Raw genomic sequence first — 15,638 nt, forward strand, 5'->3', positions numbered from 1 at the left:
CGATTCGAAGGGAAGTCGTGTCAGAAGTGGTAGATGTCGACCACGTGATGGATGTAGTCGTTCTTGAGGACTACCTTCTTCTTCATGATCAACGGCTGCTCGCCCGAGAAGTCGATCGTGTAGTGCGAGGTGCCGAAGTAGGTGTCGACTGTGTTGTAGCGGAAGTACAGCGTGAACCAATTGAAGCGGACGTCGACGACGAAGCCGCGTTCTTCGATCACTTCCACGTTGGTGATGTTGTGACCGGTGCGGGGCTCGGGAAGGCTTGTCGCGCTGGAACGGTCAGTCCTGATTCGGAACACGCGGTCCTCGATACCGCCGCGATTCGGGTAGTAGATCAGGGAGATCTCTGCGGCCGGGTCCGTGGTCAGCTCGCCGTCGTCCGCCCATGCGGGCATCCAGTACTCGGAATCGGGGTGGTAGCACTCGATCCACTTCTCGAACTCGCGATCGTCCAGATAGCGAGCCTCACGGTAGAGAAACTGCTGCACTGTTTCGAGGGCGACGGCATTGGTGGTGGTGACAGTCATGGTGATCGTCCTCAGATGGTCCGGTTGGAAGCGGCTTGCTCGGCATCTACGGCCGCAAGCATGGCGTCGCGCCAGTATCCGTGCTGAATGGGATACAAGCCTTCGTCCTCGGTCTTGGCTCCGCTCGAGAGCACACGATTCATGCCGAGATCCTTCGCGACGTCGTTCGGACCGGGAATCTGGTGTGTGACGCCACGGCTGAGGTCGTTCCACGGGGCGCCGGTTGCCTGGTAGGTCTTCTGGCAGGAACGGAACTCTTCGAGATCGTCCGGGGTGGCCATACCGCTGGCATTGAAGAAGTCCTCGTACTGACGGATGCGGTTGCTGCGCGCTTCGGCGCTCTCTCCCTTGGGCGCGATGCAGTAGATGGTGACTTCGGTCTGGTCCACGGAGATCGGACGGAAGTGCCGGATCTGGCTGCTGAACTGATCCATGAGGTAGACGTTCGGATACAGGCAGAGGTTTCTCGACGCACCGACCATGAATTCGGCCTTCTTGGAACCGAACTGAGCTTCCAGCTCCGCCTTGCGTTCGAACAGGGGACGGTCCTCGGGATTGCCCCACCACATCCAGAGCAGGAGGTGGCCGTAGTCGTACGAGAAGTACCCACCGCCCTGCTTCCCCCAGGTGCCGGCGTCCATGGCTTTGGTCTCGTTGGACGATTCACCGGCGGTGCGGCGAGCGGTGGTAGCGGCGTAGTTCCAGTGCGTCGAAGACACGTGGTAGCCGTCGGCACCGTTCTCGGTCTGCAACTTCCAGTTGCCGTCGTAGGTGTAGGTGGAAGCACCGCGCAGAACTTCGAGTCCGTCAGGTGACTGATCGACGATCATGTCGATGACCTTCGTGGTGTCACCGAGGTGCTCTTCGAGTGGCAGCACGTCGGGGTTGAGGCTGCCGAAGAGGAAGCCGCGATAGTTCTCGAACCGCGCCACCCTGGTCAGGTCGTGTGAGCCGTCTTGGTTGAACTGCTCCGGATAGCCACCGGTGCGAGCGTCCTTTGCCTTGAGGAGTTTTCCGCTGTTGTTGAAGGTCCAGCCGTGGAACGGGCAGGTGAAGGTGGTTCGGTTGTCGGTCTTACGGCGACAGAGCATCGCACCGCGGTGGCTGCATGCGTTGATCAGCGCACCCAATTCGCCGTCCTTGTTGCGGGTGATCACGATGGGCTGACGGCCCATGTAGGTGGTGAAGTAGTCGCCGACGTTCGGGATCTGGCTCTCGTGCGCGAGGTAGATCCAATTGCCTTCGAAGATGTGCGTCATCTCGAGTTCGAACAGTTGCTCGTCCGTGAAGACGCTGCGCCGCACCTGGTAGCGGCCGGTCTCCGGGTCCTCGACGAGCGCGTCGTCGAGGACGGCGCGGATGTTCGCGAACTGGTCGGTGCCGCGGGCAGCATCCAACATATCCGTCATGGGTGTCCTCCAGATAAGAGTGGGCGCCTACCGAGAAAGCCGAGGGCTGTCGGACCAAATCGGTGGGACCCGCTTTCCGGACGGGGCTGCGTCCGGTACTGAATTCACCTTGACATCGTGTGTCTCGGGTCACACTAGGCAATTGCCTAGTCCTGACCAAGGGTGCAGTGTTCGTCGAATTCTGCTGATGGGCCATGCCTGCTGAAGACGACGAGCAGGGCGGACTCGACATCGCGAGTCCGCCCTACCTGCCGAGGGGATTACCGGTTCTTGAAGAACGAGACGTCGTCGTTGCCGATGAGGTCAGGGACCGTCCAGCCGTCGAGGTCGTATTCACTCAAGCACTGCTCGGCCAGTCCCTTCATGGAACTTGCGTGTCCACGATTCTGGGCTGCGAACAGCAGTTCGGCTTTGACGTTCTCGTGATTGCCGGAGTAGTTGCGCTCGTAGAGTTCGTGTCGGCCGCCGAACTCGGTCCCGATCGAATCCCACAGCGCCTTCATGACTTTCACGCGGTCGACGGCGGTGATGCCGTCGGAACCGCGAACGTACTTGTCGAGGTACGGACGCACGTCCGGGCTCTTGAAGTCGAGTGAACTCGAAGGCAGGTAGATCAAGCCCGACGCGACGTCCTGTTCGATGATCTCCTTGATCCGCGGGTACCCCTGGATCATGAACATTCGATAGGTGAGGCCGTACTCGAGCTTCGGGATCACCGAATCGCCGACCCACTGTTCGGGATCGCGTGCCATCGATTCGGTCAAAGACCAGAAGAGGTTTCGCCACCCGATCACCTCACCGACACGGGTCTGGACTCCGCGGAAGCCGCCGGCGCCGGTGGCTTCGAGTGCCTTCATCAACAGTCCGGCGATGAAGTCGAGCTTGACGGCCAGGCGAGTGCAGCCCTGAAAGGTGAAGCGCGGCAGGAAGCCTGATTGAGGGAAGAATGCGTTGATCCGGTCGACGTCGCCGTACATGAAGACGTTTTCCCACGGAACCAACACCTTGTCGAAGACGAAGATGGTGTCGTTCTCGTCCATGCGACTCGACAGCGGATAATCGAACGGACTGCCCATCACCGCAGCATGTTCGGTGTACGAGGTGCGGCAGATCAGCTTCACACCCGGCGCGTCCATCGGTACCGTGCAGATCAGGGCGAACTGCTTCTTCTTGATCGGCAGACCGTAGTGAGCGATGAAGTTGTAGTTCGTGATCGCCGATCCGGTGGCGACCACTTTGGCGCCGCTGACGATCAAACCTGCGTCGGTTTCCTTCTCCACCTTCATGAAGACGTCACCGACCTCGTCCGGTGGAAGTTGGCGATCCACCGGGGGATTGATGATCGCGTGGTTCCAGTACAGAACTTTCTCCTGCGATTCGCGGTACCAGCGTTCGGCGTTGTCCTGGAACGGTGCGTACAACTCCTTGTTGGCGTGGAGGGTGCCCAGGAAACTCGCCTTGTAGTCGGGGGAACGGCCCATCCAGCCGTAGGTCATACGAGCCCACGTCGCTATGGCATCGCGTTCCTTGAGCAGATCGGCCGACGACGTCGGAGTGCGGAAGAACGGCATGGTGACACCGCCGTTGCCCGTGTCCGTCGGAACGGTCAAGGCGTCCACGTGCTCGCCCGTATGCAGAGCGTCGTACAGCCTCGCGGTCATGCGGATCGGATTCCGGAACGCGGGGTGTGTCGTGACGTCCTTGACGCGATCACCGTGAAGCCAGATCTCGCGACCGTCCTGCAGGCTCGAGATGTACTCGTCACCGGTCATCGGTCGGGTGGCGAAGTTCTTCGTGCGGTTGGCTTCGCAATCGGCGGCCGGATTGACCTGTGGCGCTCCGGAATCTGCGGGATCGACGCCGGTGGGAGGAATTTCGGTGGTCGTCATGGCAAAGCCTTTCAGATCGTTTGGGGTGCGGGCTGAAGATGAATCGGGGTGAACGAAGTGGTGGCGTCGAACCAGCCGCTGTGGGGGTCGTCCTGACTTCCGTTCCAGACTGTGGTCGACGAGGTAGCGCCTAGATCGTGAAAAGTGCTTCGGTAGAACAGAAGCGGATCCTTGCCACTCGACTGAGCGTCGACGATCTCGCCGATGAAGATGATGTGGTCACCGCCGTCGTACTCCCTCCACGGGACGCACGAGATGGTTGCTGCGGCGCCGTCGAGCAGGGGAGCGGTCGGTCCGTCGATCCACCTCGGTTCGGTGCGCTGCGGTCGGCCGGCAAAATGCATGGCCGCGTCCACTTGGTCGGAGGCAAGGATGTTGACCGCAAACGGCGCGTTGCCGAGGTAGCCGCACGCCTTGGACTTGCGAGTCATCGTGATCTGGCACAGCCGTGGTTCCAGGGAAATGGCCGTGAATGCGGTGACCGTGGCTCCGTGTGGTTGACCGTCGGCATTGGTACAGGTGATGACGGTGACGCCGCTCGCGAATTGACCGAAGATTCCTCGAAGCTGATTTTGTTCCATGACCGGACCTCCTTGTCGGATGGCGGTTGAGTGAGAGTGCCGCGAAGTGCGGGAGGGAAGTAGTGGGCGACTCGCGCCGGGAGTGAAGACGAACGTACGGCGGGCGCAGGCTTCGGTCGATCCGTACAGCGCGGTGGCTATCCGGATTGCGCACCCGATCGCGGCCCGTACCCGTTTTCTCTTGGAAGTGACCGGGGACACAGTGTTCAATGATGTTCAGCGCCCTTGCTCGGCAATGTGGCTGGTCACGGGTTTGGAAGGTGAAGAAGGACGATGGTCGACTCCATGATCGGTACAGCTCCCCGCGACTGGGACGAGGCGTGTCATGCGGTTTCGGACGCCTACTTTCCGCACACGCTGACGCCGTTGTCTCCGCATGCGGCCAGTGGAGTCGGGGTGTGCACCACCGAGTTGGGACCGCTGAGGATCGCTCATATTCGGTGGGGAGCAGACGTCGCCGTCGAATCCGATCATCCCGGTGCCTATGGGGTGAACATCCCGCTCTCGGGCGAGCTCGAGTCGGTGTTCGCGGGCTCGCACGTGCTCTCGACGCAGGGTGTTGCGACGGTATGTCCACCCGACATCACGACAAGAATTACGCGGTGGAGTGCGGACTGCGAGATCGTCGGAGTCCGGATGGACCGTCAGTACCTCGACCGTGAGATGGAAAAGGTTCTCGGTCGACCCGGAATGCACTTGCCTGATCAGGTGGATCTTCGGGGCGACGACGGAGCCAGATGGCTGAAATTTGTTCGCTCACTGTCGGATCAGATACTCGGCCCGGTCGGCGTGCTGCACAACGAACTGGTGGCAGGTCAGCTCTCCGGCGCCGTGGTCACGGCATTCGTCCTTGCCGCAATGCCCGAAAGCGAGGACGCGGTGCGACACGCCAGGCCACGCATCGTCAAGCGGGTGCTCGACGAGATGCACGACGACCCGGCCCGCGTGTGGACCGCAGCCGAGATGGCGGAGGTGGCGGGCGTCAGCGTACGGAGATTGCAGGAGGGATTTCGGCAGTACGTGGGCCGGAGTCCGTCGGAATGCCTGCTCGACATCCGTCTCGCGCGGGTCCATGCAGATCTGGTGGATGCCGACGACTCGACGACGGTCACCGATGTCGCTGTGAGATGGGGTTTCACGCACACCGGACGGTTCGCGTCGTCCTTTCGGCGTAAGTACGGATTGCTGCCTTCCGAGGTGTTGAGGCGCTAGCTTCGGTACCCCATGTCCGCGCTGAGTTGGTTCGCCTTTTCGACGAGGAAAGGCGCGACGTCGGCGCGGAAAGCTTCCGGGGATGTTCGTCCGGCCGAGGTCGAACACGCTGTCACTCCGACGACGCTTCCACCGGCGTCGCGGACGGGAGCAGCGAGGGAAATCAGGCCGTCTTCCAGTTCCTCCGATGTGAGCGCGTATCCCTGCTCGCGCACCACCCGGAGGGCGGTATGGAATGCGCCTTCGTCGGTGATCGTGGTGGGTGTGAGGGCGTCGAACGTGGAGTTCGCGATGACGTTGTCGACGATTTCGGTTGGCGCCCAAGCTAGCAGGGCTCGACCCATGGAGGTGGCATATGCAGGCACTCGGGTGCCGACGCTGACGTTGATGCTCATGATCCGCCGGACGGGTACACGCGCGGCGTAGACCACGTCGACACCGTCGAGCACCCCGAGCGACGCCGACTCGTGGGTGTGTTCTGCGATCTCCAACAGACGAGGGAGCGCCGCCTCCGTCAAGGCATGTGATGCCGAGAAGTGCTGCCCGATGCTCAGAACGCGTGGGGTGAGCGACCACCGACTGTTGTTGCCGGTGACGTATCCGAGCTTCTGCAGCGTGAGGAGGATGCGCCGGACCGCTGGGCGGGAGAGACCCGTTTCGGCGGCAAGATCGGCGAGCGACGGGTTGGGGTTCTTCTCGTCGAAGGCCGTCAGCACAGCAAATCCACGCTCGATGCTCTGGATGTAATCGCGATCGTTCTCGCTCACGGAATGGCCTTTCATCTGCGGGTATGCCCGATCGGCGCCTTCGAATGTTGACAAACCTTGTGACTGGGCGCACAGTACAAGCGTACGCACAGCGTAACAGATGTACGCAGAGCGTACAACCCAAACTTGGGGAGCCGACGCAGCCCAGCAGTACGGCACCCACCCGGTAACAGCCACATACGGCCCCGAGGAGGACCACATGACCACTTCCGAGAGCCCCACCGCAGTAGGTTCGGGTACTGCCGCCACCGACAAGTTCCTCCAGGAACGAGTCAGCGCGGACACCCCGCCCGAACGCGTCTCGGCCATCGCCAAGGACGTGCTCGAGGCACTCGCAGGCGTCATCGACAAGCACGGCATCACCTACCCCGAGTACCGCGTCCTCAAGCAGTGGCTCATCGACATCGGCCAGTTCGGCGAGTGGCCCCTGTGGCTGGACGTCTTCCTCGAGCACAACGTCGAGGAGGTTGCGTACCGCGGCCAGCACGGCACCAAGGGAAGCATCGAGGGCCCGTACTACGTTGCCGATGCCAAGACGTTGCCTGCCAAGTGTGAACTTCCGATGCGTGACAACGAGGTTGGATCGAAGCTGGTCTTCGAGGGCCAGGTTCGCGATCTCGACGGCAAGGGGTTGGGCGGTGCAACCGTCGAACTCTGGCACGCGGACGACGAAGGCTACTACTCCCATTTCGCGCCGCACATCCCCGACGGCAATCTCCGCGGAACGATCGTCGCCGACGACGAGGGACGCTTCGAGATCACCACGATTCAGCCTGCGCCGTACCAGATCCCGACCGACGGCCCCACCGGCTGGTTCATCGAGAAGGCCGGCTGGCACCCGTGGCGTCCGGCTCACCTGCACCTCATGGTGAAGGCTCCCGGTAAGCGCACCATCACCACCCAGCTCTATTTCAAGGATGGAGAGTGGATCGAGAACGACGTGGCAACGGCGACGAAGCCCGAACTGATTCTCGATCCGAAGCCAGGTGCCGACGGAACCAACCGGGTTACATACGACTTCGTGCTCGATCCGGCCTGATCCACAACTGCTCTGAAGAAAGTGATTTGATGACAGACCTGTCGATCGTCTCCATCGAGACGACCATCCTCGACGTTCCGCTGGTTCGCCCCCACAAGTTCGCCACCACGTCGATGACGGCGCAGCCGTTGTTGCTGGTCGCGATTCGCACCTCCGACGGGGTGATCGGATACGGCGAAGGAGTCGTTCCGGGCGGGCCGTGGTGGGGTGGCGAATCGGTGGAGACGATGCAGGTCATCATCGAGAAGTACATCGCGCCGGTGGTGGTCGGCAGACGCGTGGATCACATCACCGTGATCATGGCCGACATCGAAAAAGTTGTTGCCAATGCACGATTCGCGAAGGCCGCAGTCGACGTGGCGTTGCACGACGCCTGGGCGCGTAGCCTGGGAGTCCCCGTGCACACGCTCCTCGGCGGGGCTTTCCGCGAGAGTGTCGACGTCACGTGGGCACTGGGTGCTGCGCCGGCGGACGAGATCATCGAAGAAGCTCACGAAAAGCTCGAATCCCGGCTCAATTTCAGCTTCAAACTGAAAATGGGAGCACTCGATCCGGCGGTCGACGTCGCGCGCATCGTCAGCATCGCGCAGGCGCTGGACGGCCACGCCGGAGTCCGTGTCGACGTCAACGCACGGTGGGATCGCTTCACTGCCCTGCGGTACTTGCCGCAACTCGCCGAGGGTGGAGTCGAACTGATCGAACAACCCACTCCGGCAGACCAAATCGAGGTCCTCGCCGAACTCAGTAGGCTTCTACCGATTCCGATCATGGCCGACGAGAGTGTGCAGACCCCACACGACGCTCTGGAAATCGCCCGCCGGAGCGCCGCCGATGTCATCGCCCTCAAGACCACCAAATGTGGTGGCCTCCAGCGCAGCCGCGACATCGTCGCGATTGCCAAGGCCGCCGGTATCGCGTGCCACGGTGCGACGTCCATCGAAGGCCCGATCGGCACGGCCGGTTCGTTGCACTTCGCGTGCGCCGAGCCCGGAATCAACTTCGGAACAGAGCTTTTCGGCCCACTGCTCTTCAGTGAAGAGTTGCTTCAGGAACCCCTGAAGTATTCCGAGGGTCAGTTGCACCTCCCCGCCGGACCTGGCCTGGGAGTCGAACTGAACATGGACGCCGTCAAGACCTGGACCAGGAACTAGAGGATAGAAGAACATGGCACTCTTTCACGTTCGGATGGACGTCGATATTCCGCGCGACCTGGATCCGGAGGTACGCGCCGATACCGTCGCAACGGAGAAGGCGTACTCGCAAGACCTTCAGCGACAGGGAAAGTGGGTGCATCTGTGGCGAATTGTGGGACAGTTCAGCAACATCAGCATCTTCGATGTCGAGTCGGCTGACGAACTCCATGAGATTCTCTGGAACCTGCCCCTGTTCCCGTACATGACCATCGAGGTCATGCCGTTGACGCAGCACGGATCTTCGATCAAGTAGCTCGCCGTGTCTGCCGTGTCTGCCACGCCTCCGAGCCTGCCGGAATCTGTGCAGCAGTGGCACTGCGAGATGTCGGAGACCTTCGGTGGCCTGTGCCCCGAGAGTTCCGTCGATGCCGCGCCTGTCGGTACGGTCAGCGGTGTAAGTCTCGGGGACGTAGGCGCTTTCGACATCTCCGGTTCACCGCAGATACTGCGGCGGAGCGCACGCGCAGCAAAGCGACACGGTAGTGATCTGCTCAAGATCTGCACGGTCCGAACCGGGAGCGCGATACTGCGCCAATCGGACCGCGAGTTGACGGCCCCGCCCGGCGCGATGATTCTCTACGACGTCGAGCATTCGTACGCGCTGCGTTTCGACGGTCACTGGTCGTGCACCGTCATGACCCTACCGCGCAGTGCGGTGAGTCTGACCGAGCGAGAACTGAGTTGCGCGCTCGAGCGCACCCACGACGGTCGGCGTGGGTCCGGTGCATTGCTGGAAAATTTCATCTCGGGCGCTGTTGCATCCCAGGTCGACGGCAGCGCAGCCGGGCTTCTCGGAGATGCTGGAGTCAATCTCGCTTCGGCAGTTCTGATGCAAGGATCTGCGCCCGCGACACCCGGACGTTCGACGCGAGAGGAGATCTTGCGATATGCGCTTCGGAATCTCGACTCACCAGACCTCTCGGTCGCGTCGATCGCCGGTGCGTTGCACCTGTCGCCGCGAACCGTTCAGCGTCACTTCGGTGACGGGGATCTGACCCTCAGTGCGCTGATTCGCCGCGAACGGTTGATCCGCGTACGCCGCGATCTCACCGACGTCTCACTGCGGGGTCATTCGATCTCCATCCTGGCCGCACGATGGTGTTTCCATGACGCACCAGCGTTTTCGCGTGCGTTCAAAGCGGAATTCGGTGCGGCGCCGTCGGAAGTACGTAACTCGCCTGATCCGAACGCCCGCGAACGTCACTGATCTGTCGCATCCGAACAACAAACGTGTCCGATCACGACAACTGGGAGCCCGAATACCGGGGCAGAGTGTGTTTCAGATCGCTTTTTCAGGCTCGCGAAGAGCTCAGGTCCACGAACAGCGAGGACCGCAGCGAAAGCTACGAATCGAGGAACGCATGACGAATCTGCTCGCTCATCAGCAATGGCACGGAAAGATTTTCGACGGCCAATGGATCGACGGAGGCGGTGACACCGTCGAGTCGCTCGAACCGGCTACCGGCGAGGTGCTCGGTGTGATCGGCACGGCGACTGCTGCGGATATCGATCGAGCGGCACACATCGCGTCGGCCGCGCAGTCGGCGTGGGCGGCGACGATCGGGCAGGCTCGCGCTTCGGTGATCCGTAAGGCAGCGCAGATTTTGGAAGCCGAGCGAGCCGAGGTGGAGCGCTGGTTGATCCGTGAAGGTGGTTCCGTACCAGGGAAAGCCGCATTCGAAGTTGATCTTGTCATCTCCGAACTGTGGGAAGCCTCGGCACTGCCGACACAGCCGTTCGGGCACCTTCTGCCCGCCAGCCAAGAGGGGCGCACGAGCATCGGTCGCCGGGTGCCCCTGGGTGTGGTCGGCGTGATCAGCCCGTGGAATTTCCCGCTTCTCCTCGCCATGCGCGCTGTCGCCCCCGCCTTGGCGCTCGGAAATGGCGTCGTTCTCAAGCCGGATGTTCAAACCGCGATCAGCGGGGGTGCGGTCATCGCGGAATTGTTCACGTCCGCAGGTCTTCCCGAAGGCCTCCTGCATGTGCTCGCCGGTGACGCGGAACCTGGTCAGGCATTGTGCGAGAGCCCGAGCATCGCGATGGTGTCCTTCACGGGTTCGACCGCCGTCGGCCGTCAGGTCGGGGCAACTGCCGGTCGCACGCTCAAGCGTGTCTCGCTGGAACTGGGTGGGAACAATGCGCTGATCGTCCTCGACGACGCAGACCTGGATGCCGCGAGCTCGGCGGGCGCGTGGGGTTCGTTCCTGCATCAGGGGCAGGTCTGCATGACCGCAGGCCGCCACATCGTGTTGGAATCGGTCGCCGATCAGTACCTGGACCTGCTGGCCAAGCGCGCAGCGGTCCTGCCGGTCGGGGATCCCAATACAGGCGACGTCGCTCTCGGACCGCTCATCAACGCGCGGCAGATTGCGAACGTCGATCGAATCGTCCAGGGCACCAAGGCGGCCGGCGCCGAAATCCGCGCCGGTGGAACATACGAAGGGCTCTTCTATCAGCCGACCGTCCTGGCCGGAGTCACCTCGGACATGCCCGCGTTCCGTGAAGAAATCTTCGGGCCCGTGGCGCCCGTCGTGATCGTCAAGGACGAAGACGAGGCAGTCAGGTCGGCCAATGACAGCGAATACGGTCTGGTTGCTGCCATTCAAACAGGATCGGTCGAACGCGGCGAGCGGATCGCGGACCGACTGCGTACCGGCATCGTGCACATCAACGATCAGACTTTGAACAACGATGCCTATGCACCATTCGGTGGCACGGGTGCCTCCGGAAACGGCGCGAGATTCGGAACTCAAAGCAGTTGGGACGAATTCACCACCTGGCAGTGGCGAACCAGCCGGCCAGCGGCGCAGACCTTCCCCTTCTGAAGTCGAAAGGTACTCCTATGCACACCATCTCGGCTCACGATCTTCCCATCGTGTTGCAGGACGGCGAATTCGAATTGCGGATGCGAGAAGAAGGCGACATGATCGTCAACTTCGTCAAAATTCCTGCTGGTGCAGACTTCGCCGAACCGTTCGCACAATTGGAAGGCGGGCGCTGTCAATGTCCGCACTACGGATACGTCTTGAAAGGAAGGATCTACACAGATTCCGAAGCAGGTCGGCAAACCTACGATGCCGGCGACGTGTTCTACTGGGCACCCGGTCACGTTCCCGGAGCGATCGACGACTCGGAGTATGTCGACTTTGCTCCCAAGGCCGAATTCCTCGAACTGATCGACGGAGTGCGTAAGGCGATGGGCGGCTGAGCTGTTCGGCCGCCACCGAGGTCAGCGTATTCCGTCGCGACGGAGTGCGACGGACACTGCGGCAGAGCGGGTATCGACACCGAGTTTGGCGTAGATGTGCCCGAGGTGTGTTTTCACCGTCGCTTCGCTGATGAAGAGTGCTTTACCCAGCTCGCGGTTGGTCATCCCCTCGGCGAGCAGGCTGAGCAGTTCGGACTCACGGGCGGTGAGCGCTTCCTGCGGGCGCTGCATCTGCTGGACGAGACGAGAGGCCACGGCGGGGGAGAGGACGCTGCGCCCGGCGACCGCGCCGCGCACCGCGCCGAAGATCTCGTCAGGAGTCGAGTCCTTGAGTAGGTAACCGATGGCACCGGCGTCCACGGCCCGCACGACGTCGGCGTCGGTGTCATACGTCGTGAAAACCAGTACGGGAACATCGACACCGTCGCTTCGCAGGCGTTTGATCGCTTCTGCACCGTGCATGCCGGTGCCCATGTCCAGATCCATCATCACCAGATCCGGTGAGGCCGACGGTATCGCCGTGGCCGCCTCCTCGCCGGACGATGCTTCGCCTACTACTTCGACGTCCGGCTGAGTGTTCAGCAGCGCTCTCAGCCCGGCTCGCACGACCAGATGATCGTCGACGAGGAACACGCGAATGGTGGTGGTCACCGGATCCGCCGTTCGAGAGGGAACTGGGCCGCGACGACGGTGCCGTCTCCCGGTGCACTTTCCACGGTGAACGATCCGCCGAGCTGTGCGACGCGGCTTCGCATCGCACGCAGGCCGTATCCACCGTACCGAGAATGGTCGGCGAGCTTTCCCGGATCGAAGCCGACGCCGTCGTCGAAGATGTCTACGGAGACGGAGTGGTCGAGATACGTGATCGTCACGCCCGCCGTTTCGGCGCGAGCGTGGCGGGCGATGTTGGAGGACGCGCTCGAGACCACTCGCACGACGGCATGAGCTACGTCCGAGGGCAAGATGACGGCTTCACCGACGGTGCGGATCCGAACGGCCGGGACGAACTGGCGGGCGGCGGCCACGACCAAGGCGTCGAAGTCGCCCGTACCGCCCTTGGTCGGCGCCAGATCGTGGACGAGGTCGCGACTCTGCATCAAGCTCGTTCGGATGTTCTCTGCTGCGGCATCGACATCGGCTCGAGACGGCGAACCCGTTGTATTCCACGTTTGTTCGGCTGCCTCGAGCCGTAGAAGGGCGCTCGCCAGTCCCTGGGTAACGGTGTCGTGGATTTCGCGCGCGAGGCGCTCTCGCTCAGCGGCAACGCCGGCAGCGCGTTCGGTATCTGCCAATGCAGATTGCGCTTCTGCTACCTGACGCAGAAGCCGAAGGCGTTCTCGGGCATCTCGTTCCATCTGCCCGTACGCGGCCGCGACCAGTGCCGCGGTGCACAGCGGCCCGAGAAGTGTCACCAATTCGGCACGACCGGTGACCCGGTAGAACGCGATACCGGCGAGGACGCCCAGGATCCCGACGAGGGGGTAGGCGATCTTGCTCGGATACAGACGAATGCAGAGGAAGAGAACGGGAAACGCACACCACGCGAAACTCGGGGCAAGCCAGACCAGCGCTGCCCATGCGCTCAGTACCGGCCACATCCACAGCCGTTGGCGAACCACATCTCGCGAGGACACCGTGGCCATGACGGCGTAGAGCAGGGCGAGGACCACGGCCAGGACGAGTACCACCCCGAACCGACCGCTGGTCCCGTGGACTGTGACGTACCGAACTCCCGATGTAGACAGCAGTACGAAGAACGACGCGTGGATCGCATACGCCAACGGGCCGCGTAGGCCGCGTTCGGCGTCGGCGTTCATGGCTCCGTTACTCATCCCTCGAATGTTACGGAGGGCACCAGGCCGTCGTATCAACCATTCGGATGATATCCGGGTAGCCGTAGGGGGCACGGTTCGTCACCCGAGCGCCCGATGTGCGCACCCGCACCCGGACGCGACGCTGTAGTGGACGGTTTCGAATCATTCGACTGAAAGTGTGCCCGATATGAACCACCGCATTTACACACGACTTCCCCGTACGCTCGCTGTCGCCGTTCCGGTTGTCGCAATCCTTGCCAGCGCCGCATGCTCGACCACCGAAACACCGGTGGCGAACGCATCGAGCACGACGTCGATTACTGCCACGCAGCAGCCTGCTGCGACCGGTGATTCGGCGATTGTCACTCAGAATCGACTCAGTGCCGACGCAGCAGTGAAGGCTGCTGGTGCGGCCCTGGCGAAATGCCGCGCCGACGGTCTCGGCTTCGTCACCGTCTCCGTCGTAGACCGCGCGGGAAATGTCATCGCCATGGTGCGCGGCGACAACGCAGCCCAGCACACGGTGGAAGCCTCGCGCGAGAAGGCATACACCTCTGCAGCTTTCGGAGCCGACACCAGTGACCTCTCGCAGCGTACCAAAGGCGAAGGATCAACCATCGCCGACCTTCCCGGCACTCTCTTCCTTGCAGGTGGAGTCACATTGAAGGCTGGAGCCGGGTCGATCGCCGGTATCGGTGTCGGTGGCGCTCCAGACGGAATGCAGGACCAAGCGTGTGCTGCCGCAGGTCGTGATGCGATCGCTTCGTCACTCGGCTGAGTGAGCGCATTCAGCGTGCTTCGTGAATTGTGCTTTTCGCCACCTGGATTCGCTCGGCACGACAGTTGTCCGATTGTTGCGATGACCTCGACTTTGTAACACCGGAGCCCCCGGAAAGGGACAAACACGTCGACAGTGGAACCGACGATGCACTTACCGAAGCGAGTTTCTTGATGCGCAGTTTCGGGGAAAGACACAACCTTGCAGAGAATCAGATTCACGTTGCCCGAACGCAATACACGGCGGGTGCGGGTGCTCGTAGCGGCGTTGTTGTCGATATTCCTGCTCGGCGGTATGTTCGGTCCGACCGCCGCGAGTGCTACTCCGGCGCGCTCGGCGCCATGGGGTGGGTACGACGAGTTGTGGGTCCCGTCTTCGATGGGAAACATCAAGGTTCAGGTGCAGTGGGCCGCGCGCGGTGGCAACGCCGCGTTGTACCTGCTCGACGGTCTTCGCGCGCAAAACGACAGAAATGCTTGGAGTTTCGAAACGAACGCACTCGATCAGTACCGCAATGACAACATCACGTTGGTGATGCCGGTCGGCGGTGAGTCGAGTTTCTACACGGATTGGTACGCGCCGTCCAATTTCAACGCTCAGCCGATAACGTACAGGTGGGAAACGTTCCTCACCCGCGAGCTTCCGGACTTCCTTGCAGGGTATGGCGTTTCACCAACCAACAATGCGATCATCGGGTTGTCGATGGGCGGCAGTGCCGCGTTGAACCTGGCGGGGCATCATCGGGATCAGTTCAAGTTCGCCGGCTCGCTGTCCGGCTACATCAATATCTCGGGTCCGGGTATGCGTGAAGCGATCCGCGTAGCCATGTTCGACGCCGGCCGGTACAATGTCGATTCGATGTGGGGCCCGCCGTGGTCATCCGGATGGCTTCGCAACGACCCGTTCGTCAACGCGGAATCGCTTCGCGGACTGTCGATGTACATTTCGTCGTCCAACGGCATCCCGGGACCGTACGATCATCCCTCTGCGCCGATCGATTACTTCCACACGGCGACGGGTATGGGGCTCGAGGCGCTCTCGTGGGTGCACGCGCGTGCATTCGAAATTCGCCTGAAATCCTTGGGAATCCCAGCGACGTACAGCTTTCCGCCCGCCGGAATTCACTCGTGGCCGTATTGGTCTGCTGAATTGTGGATGGCCAGAGGACAAATCCTCGACACCATGAACGCCTGGTGAAGCTGTAGTGAGGATCTCTCC

16 protein-coding genes are annotated in these 15,638 nt (G+C 61.9%); 9 read left to right on the top strand and 7 right to left on the bottom strand.

Annotation, left to right across the window (positions count from 1 at the left end; all coding sequences use genetic code 11):
- Window positions 1–20: 20 nt before the first annotated feature.
- The 4 genes from benB to G4D79_RS08430 all read right to left on the bottom strand — a co-directional run bounded on the left by benB (window position 21) and on the right by G4D79_RS08430 (window position 4,409).
- Entirely contained in the window at window positions 21–530 is a 510-nt protein-coding gene (gene benB / locus G4D79_RS08415) for a benzoate 1,2-dioxygenase small subunit (protein ID WP_003939939.1), read from the bottom strand.
- An 11-nt stretch (window positions 531–541) separates the two neighbouring features.
- Entirely contained in the window at window positions 542–1,939 is a 1,398-nt protein-coding gene (benA, locus tag G4D79_RS08420; RefSeq protein ID WP_099697110.1) for a benzoate 1,2-dioxygenase large subunit, read from the bottom strand.
- Window positions 1,940–2,199: 260 nt separating this feature from the next.
- Entirely contained in the window at window positions 2,200–3,828 is a 1,629-nt protein-coding gene (locus G4D79_RS08425) for a 4-hydroxyphenylacetate 3-hydroxylase family protein (RefSeq protein WP_003939685.1), read from the bottom strand.
- A gap of 11 nt (window positions 3,829–3,839) precedes the next feature.
- Window positions 3,840–4,409, bottom strand: coding sequence for a flavin reductase family protein (locus G4D79_RS08430; protein WP_099697109.1), 570 nt, complete (start codon window positions 4,407–4,409; stop codon window positions 3,840–3,842).
- Window positions 4,410–4,682: 273 nt separating this feature from the next.
- Here G4D79_RS08430 and G4D79_RS08435 point away from each other — a divergent pair, with 273 nt between their 5' ends.
- On the top strand, window positions 4,683–5,621 hold the full coding sequence (locus tag G4D79_RS08435) for an AraC family transcriptional regulator (protein WP_099697108.1): 939 nt from the start codon (window positions 4,683–4,685) through the stop codon (window positions 5,619–5,621).
- On the opposite strand, the gene G4D79_RS08440 is transcribed toward G4D79_RS08435, so the two are convergent.
- Window positions 5,618–6,388 carry an IclR family transcriptional regulator gene (locus tag G4D79_RS08440; protein WP_003939932.1) on the bottom strand — a complete coding sequence of 257 codons (771 nt, stop codon included), beginning with the start codon at window positions 6,386–6,388 and terminating at the stop codon, window positions 5,618–5,620. The two genes, G4D79_RS08435 and G4D79_RS08440, sit on opposite strands and share 4 nt — an antisense overlap.
- Window positions 6,389–6,587: 199 nt before the next feature.
- Between G4D79_RS08440 and catA the strand changes: the two genes are divergently transcribed.
- The 6 genes from catA (at window position 6,588) to G4D79_RS08470 (ending at window position 11,828) form a co-directional block, all read left to right on the top strand.
- Window positions 6,588–7,427, top strand: coding sequence for a catechol 1,2-dioxygenase (catA, locus tag G4D79_RS08445; RefSeq protein ID WP_003940427.1), 840 nt, complete (start codon window positions 6,588–6,590; stop codon window positions 7,425–7,427).
- A gap of 29 nt (window positions 7,428–7,456) precedes the next feature.
- A complete protein-coding gene (locus G4D79_RS08450; protein WP_099697107.1) occupies window positions 7,457–8,578 on the top strand; it encodes a muconate/chloromuconate family cycloisomerase in 1,122 nt (373 codons plus the stop codon).
- Between the two features lie 13 nt (window positions 8,579–8,591).
- On the top strand, window positions 8,592–8,873 hold the full coding sequence (gene catC / locus G4D79_RS08455) for a muconolactone Delta-isomerase (protein ID WP_003940264.1): 282 nt from the start codon (window positions 8,592–8,594) through the stop codon (window positions 8,871–8,873).
- 6 nt (window positions 8,874–8,879) lie between these two features.
- Window positions 8,880–9,827, top strand: a complete 948-nt coding sequence (locus G4D79_RS08460) for a helix-turn-helix domain-containing protein (RefSeq protein ID WP_235867752.1) — start codon at window positions 8,880–8,882, stop codon at window positions 9,825–9,827.
- Between the two features lie 154 nt (window positions 9,828–9,981).
- Window positions 9,982–11,445 carry a benzaldehyde dehydrogenase gene (locus G4D79_RS08465; RefSeq protein ID WP_099697106.1) on the top strand — a complete coding sequence of 488 codons (1,464 nt, stop codon included), beginning with the start codon at window positions 9,982–9,984 and terminating at the stop codon, window positions 11,443–11,445.
- A 17-nt stretch (window positions 11,446–11,462) separates the two neighbouring features.
- Window positions 11,463–11,828: a hypothetical protein gene (locus tag G4D79_RS08470; RefSeq protein WP_003939951.1), complete on the top strand. Its 366-nt coding sequence runs from the start codon at window positions 11,463–11,465 to the stop codon at window positions 11,826–11,828.
- A gap of 21 nt (window positions 11,829–11,849) precedes the next feature.
- Here G4D79_RS08470 and G4D79_RS08475 read toward each other — a convergent pair whose 3' ends face one another.
- Together G4D79_RS08475 and G4D79_RS08480 are read right to left on the bottom strand one after the other, a co-directional pair.
- Window positions 11,850–12,479: a response regulator transcription factor gene (locus G4D79_RS08475; RefSeq protein WP_058038293.1), complete on the bottom strand. Its 630-nt coding sequence runs from the start codon at window positions 12,477–12,479 to the stop codon at window positions 11,850–11,852.
- Complete coding sequence (locus G4D79_RS08480; protein WP_030536467.1) at window positions 12,476–13,645, bottom strand: sensor histidine kinase; 1,170 nt, start codon at window positions 13,643–13,645, stop codon at window positions 12,476–12,478. The genes G4D79_RS08475 and G4D79_RS08480 overlap by 4 nt, the downstream gene beginning before the upstream one ends.
- Before the next feature lie 184 nt (window positions 13,646–13,829).
- Between G4D79_RS08480 and G4D79_RS08485 the strand changes: the two genes are divergently transcribed.
- Together G4D79_RS08485 and G4D79_RS08490 are read left to right on the top strand one after the other, a co-directional pair.
- Window positions 13,830–14,420 carry a heme-binding protein gene (locus G4D79_RS08485; RefSeq protein ID WP_058038291.1) on the top strand — a complete coding sequence of 197 codons (591 nt, stop codon included), beginning with the start codon at window positions 13,830–13,832 and terminating at the stop codon, window positions 14,418–14,420.
- 246 nt (window positions 14,421–14,666) lie between these two features.
- The gene (locus tag G4D79_RS08490) at window positions 14,667–15,617 is read left to right on the top strand and encodes an alpha/beta hydrolase family protein (RefSeq protein ID WP_003940156.1); all 951 of its coding nucleotides are present in this window, start codon (window positions 14,667–14,669) and stop codon (window positions 15,615–15,617) included.
- Window positions 15,618–15,638 lie beyond the last annotated feature (21 nt).

Source organism: Rhodococcus sp. WY5, assembly GCF_018588185.1.
GTDB lineage: Bacteria > Actinomycetota > Actinomycetes > Mycobacteriales > Mycobacteriaceae > Rhodococcus_F > Rhodococcus_F qingshengii.

Coding starts and splice junctions, on each gene's coding strand:
- benB (WP_003939939.1), bottom strand. CDS start 530: ATGACTGTCACCACCACCAATGCCGTCGCCCTCGAAACAGTGCAGCAG.
- benA (WP_099697110.1), bottom strand. CDS start 1,939: ATGACGGATATGTTGGATGCTGCCCGCGGCACCGACCAGTTCGCGAAC.
- G4D79_RS08425 (WP_003939685.1), bottom strand. CDS start 3,828: ATGACGACCACCGAAATTCCTCCCACCGGCGTCGATCCCGCAGATTCC.
- G4D79_RS08430 (WP_099697109.1), bottom strand. CDS start 4,409: ATGGAACAAAATCAGCTTCGAGGAATCTTCGGTCAATTCGCGAGCGGC.
- G4D79_RS08435 (WP_099697108.1), top strand. CDS start 4,683: ATGGTCGACTCCATGATCGGTACAGCTCCCCGCGACTGGGACGAGGCG.
- catA (WP_003940427.1), top strand. CDS start 6,588: ATGACCACTTCCGAGAGCCCCACCGCAGTAGGTTCGGGTACTGCCGCC.
- G4D79_RS08450 (WP_099697107.1), top strand. CDS start 7,457: ATGACAGACCTGTCGATCGTCTCCATCGAGACGACCATCCTCGACGTT.
- catC (WP_003940264.1), top strand. CDS start 8,592: ATGGCACTCTTTCACGTTCGGATGGACGTCGATATTCCGCGCGACCTG.
- G4D79_RS08465 (WP_099697106.1), top strand. CDS start 9,982: ATGACGAATCTGCTCGCTCATCAGCAATGGCACGGAAAGATTTTCGAC.
- G4D79_RS08470 (WP_003939951.1), top strand. CDS start 11,463: ATGCACACCATCTCGGCTCACGATCTTCCCATCGTGTTGCAGGACGGC.
- G4D79_RS08480 (WP_030536467.1), bottom strand. CDS start 13,645: ATGAACGCCGACGCCGAACGCGGCCTACGCGGCCCGTTGGCGTATGCG.
- G4D79_RS08485 (WP_058038291.1), top strand. CDS start 13,830: ATGAACCACCGCATTTACACACGACTTCCCCGTACGCTCGCTGTCGCC.